Source organism: Haloferax sp. AB510 (assembly GCF_024136985.1).
Taxonomy (GTDB): domain Archaea; phylum Halobacteriota; class Halobacteria; order Halobacteriales; family Haloferacaceae; genus Haloferax.
This window is the reverse complement of record NZ_JAMYJY010000216.1, coordinates 1-1,053: the sequence shown is the minus strand read 5'-3', so window position 1 is coordinate 1,053 and position 1,053 is coordinate 1. Positions and strand designations below refer to the sequence as shown.

Here is a 1,053-nt window from a genome sequence, read left to right as displayed (position 1 = left end):
CCTTCGGCGAGGCCGACAAGCGCGTCGCGGCAGTCGGCGAGCGACTCGGTCCAGCCCGGAAGCGGCGTCGCCTCGCCGACGCCCGTCTCGCCCGCGACGTCGACCGCGACGAGGAGCCCTTCGCGGCGCTCGATATCGCCGCTGGCGGTCGAAAGCGGCGTTCGGAGGTCGACGGCGAACTCGCGGAGGCGCATCGTCACGCGAGGACGAGGCCGACCGAGAAGAGGACGGCGTAGAGCGCGAGGAGTTTGCCCGTGTCTTCGAGCGCCGGGTTGAGCTTCTCGCCTTTCGTCTCGGTCACGACCGTCCGCGCGATGCGGGCCGCGACGGGCATCGAGAACATGGGGAGAAGGACGAACCAGTCGAAGCCGGCGCGAGTCCAGAGGTAGGCGGGGACGACGTAGGCGAGCGCGAGCATGGCGACGTACTCGGCGCGGGCGAAGCCGTAGCCGAACCGGACCGCGAGCGTCCGCTTGCCCGTGGTCGCGTCTTCCTCCTTGTCGCGGACGTTGTTCACGACGAGGATGTTCGTGGAGATGGCCGCGATGGGGAGACTGGCGAGGACGGCGACGACGGTGACGGTCCCCTCCGGAATCCCGACGGTGAGCGGGGCCGCGAGGACGCTCGCGGCCTGCACGTAGAAGGTGCCGACGACGGCGACGAGGCCGAAGAAGACGAAGACGAACAGGTCTCCGAGGCCGTGGTAGCCGAGGGGGTACGGGCCGCCGGTGTAGGCGATGCCCGAAGTGACAGAGAGCAGGCCGATGACGAGGATTGGCACGCCGCCGACGTAGACGAGGTAGGTGCCGAGGAGGATGGCGGCGGCGAAGGTGAGGTACATCGCCCGCTTGACTTCGGCCGGCGGGATGAGTCCGCCCGCGGTGACGCGGGTGAAGCCCTCGCGGGCTTCGGTGTCCGCGCCCTGCACCGCGTCGTAGTAGTCGTTGGCGAAGTTGGTCCCGACCTGGATGAGGAGCGCGCCCACGAGCGCCGCGAGCGCGGGCAGCGGGGCGAACAGGTCGGCGTGGACGGCGACCGCGGTGCCGACGACGA

At 70.4% G+C, this 1,053-nt stretch carries 1 protein-coding gene and 1 pseudogene; both read right to left on the bottom strand.

Features of this window, described 5'->3' with window-relative positions; translation table 11 throughout:
• Positions 1-194, bottom strand: a pseudogene (locus tag NKF06_RS20635) (o-succinylbenzoate synthase); the annotation flags it as partial.
• A gap of 2 nt (positions 195-196) precedes the next feature.
• Positions 197-1,053, bottom strand: an 857-nt coding sequence (locus tag NKF06_RS20630; protein ID WP_253246465.1) for a 1,4-dihydroxy-2-naphthoate polyprenyltransferase, incomplete at its 5' end; no start/stop codon positions are given.